This window comes from Gemmobacter sp. (assembly GCF_016792925.1).
Classification (GTDB): Bacteria; Pseudomonadota; Alphaproteobacteria; order Rhodobacterales; family Rhodobacteraceae; genus Gemmobacter.
This window is the reverse complement of the sequence record NZ_JAEULU010000175.1, coordinates 1-2,140: the sequence shown is the minus strand read 5'-3', so window position 1 is coordinate 2,140 and position 2,140 is coordinate 1. Positions and strand designations below refer to the sequence as shown.

At 67.3% G+C, this 2,140-nt stretch carries 2 protein-coding genes and 1 pseudogene; all 3 read left to right on the top strand.

What is annotated here, in order from left to right; translation table 11 throughout:
• Positions 1 to 1,007: aminotransferase class III-fold pyridoxal phosphate-dependent enzyme (locus tag JNN06_RS08290; RefSeq protein ID WP_291239120.1), on the top strand; the 1,007-nt coding region annotated here is incomplete at its 5' end.
• Positions 1,004 to 1,918 (top strand): 3-keto-5-aminohexanoate cleavage protein, encoded by a 915-nt coding sequence (locus tag JNN06_RS08285; RefSeq protein ID WP_291239119.1) that lies wholly within the window; start codon positions 1,004 to 1,006, stop codon positions 1,916 to 1,918. The genes JNN06_RS08290 and JNN06_RS08285, both read left to right, overlap by 4 nt.
• A pseudogene (locus tag JNN06_RS08280) lies at positions 1,915 to 2,140 on the top strand (GNAT family N-acetyltransferase); the annotation flags it as partial. The gene JNN06_RS08285 and the pseudogene JNN06_RS08280, both read left to right, overlap by 4 nt.

The following is a 2,140-nucleotide window of genomic DNA, read 5'->3' as shown; positions in this document are numbered from 1 at the left end:
CGCGGCAATGGGCGGTGGTGAGGGGTCAGGCGCGCCGCTGGAAGGTGATCTCGCGCTTCCCCAGCTATCACGGCAGCACCTTGGGGGCGCTGGCGCTGACCGGCTATGACCCGCTGACCGAGCCGTTCCAGCCGCTGATGGTGGCGATGCCGAAGATCCCGGCGCCGCGGGCCTGGCTGGACGGGCTGAACCCCGATGATCCGGCCACGGGCGCGCATTACGCGGCGATGCTGGAGGCGCAGATCCTGGCCGAGGGGCCGGAGACCGTGCTGGCCTTCATTCAGGAGCCGGTGGGCGGCGCCTCGACCGGGGCCTTGGTGCCGCCTGCGGGCTATATGGCGGCGGTGCGGGCGATTTGCGACAAATACGGCGTCCTGCTGATCCATGACGAGGTGATGAGTGGCGGCGGCCGGGTCGGGCGGTTTCTGGGGGGCGATCTTTGGGGCGTGGTGCCGGATATTGTTGCGATTTCAAAGGGTTTCGGCGCGGGCTATGCGCCTTTGGGGGCGATGGTGGCGCAAGGGCGCATCGTGGAGGCGGTGCAGGCGGCGGGCGGCTTTCTGCATGGCCATACCTATGCGGGCAACCCCTTGGCCTGTGCGGCGGGACTGGCCGTGCTGGAGGAGATCGAGCGTGCCGATCTGATGGGCCAAGCCACCCGCGTCGGCGCCGTGCTGAAGGCGCGGCTGGCGGGTTTGATTCAGCGTTTTGGCTTCATCGGCGATGTGCGCGGCGCGGGGCTGTTGCTGGCCTTCGAGATTGTTTCCAATCGCGAAACGCGCGAACCGCTGCCGCCGGGGCTGAAAGCCTTTGAGGATCTGGTGGAGCGCGCCTATGCGGAGGGGCTGATCCTCTATGCCCGCCGGTCGCGCGGGGGCTATGCGGGCGATCATTTCCTGCTCTGCCCGCCGATGATCACCACCGAGGCGCAGGTCGAGGAGATCATGGAGAAGCTGACCCGCGCACTGGAGGGATTTGCGGCGGCCCATGCCGGGCTTTTGCCATGAAGATCGTGATTTCCTGCGCCATCACCGGGTCGATCCATACCCCGTCGATGTCGCCCTATCTGCCCTTCACGCCAACCGAGATCGCCGCGCAGGCCGTTGGCGCGGCCAAGGCGGGGGCGGCGATCCTGCATCTGCATGCGCGCGATCCGATGGATGGGCGCCCTTCGGCCAGCATCGCGGATTGGAGCGGGTTTTTGCCAGAAATTGCGGGCGGTTGCGACGCGATCCTGAACATGACCACCGGCGGATCAGCGATCATGACGCTGGAAGAGCGGCTGGCCGCGCCTTCGCATTTCGCGCCGGAAATGTGCAGCCTGAACATGGGCACGATGAATTTCGCGCTTTATCCCATGGCCGCCAAGCCGCGCGACTGGCGCTTTGACTGGGAGGAGCCGTTCCTGACAGGTTCGGATGATCTGGTGTTCAAGAACACGCCGCGCGACATTGAGGGCGTGTTGCGCCGGATGGGCGCCAAGGGCGCGCGGTTCGAGTTTGAATGCTATGACCTGAGCCATCTCTATATGCTGCGCCATTTTGCCGATCGCGGGCTGATCCCCGGCGCGCCCTTTGTGCAATTCGTGATGGGCGTCTTGGGCGGCGTGGCGGCAGAGCCGGAACATCTGGTGCATCTGCACCAAACGGCGCGGCGATTGTTTCCGGATATGCAATGGTCAGTGCTGGCGGCCGGGCGGCGGCAGATGGAGTTTGCGGCCATGGCGGCGGCGATGGGGGGGCATGTGCGGGTCGGGCTGGAGGATAACCTCTATCTGGGCAAGGGGGTGCTGGCGCGCTCCAACGCCGAACAGGTGCAGCGGGTGCGCGAGATCGTGGAGCGGCTGGGGCGCGTGGTCGCGACGGCAGAGGAGACGCGGGCGATGCTGGGCCTCAAGGGCCGGCAGGTCTTCGCATGATCCGGGCAGCGCAGCCGGGCGAGGGGGCGCTGGTGAATGCGGCGCTGGCGGCGCTGTCGGCGGATATGGGCGACCGCCACCGCGCCAGCGATGCGCTGATCGAGACGGCGCTGTTCGGGCCTTCGCCCGCGCTTCATGCGTTGCTGGCCGAGGAGGCCGGGCAGGTTCTGGGGGTGGCGGTGTTCTCGCCGCAGGTCTCCACCTATCGCGGCGAGATCGGGG

What these genes read in the sequence shown, in the direction of transcription:
- JNN06_RS08285 (WP_291239119.1), top strand. Translation starts at nt 1,004, where the DNA reads ATGAAGATCGTGATTTCCTGCGCCATCACCGGGTCGATCCATACCCCG.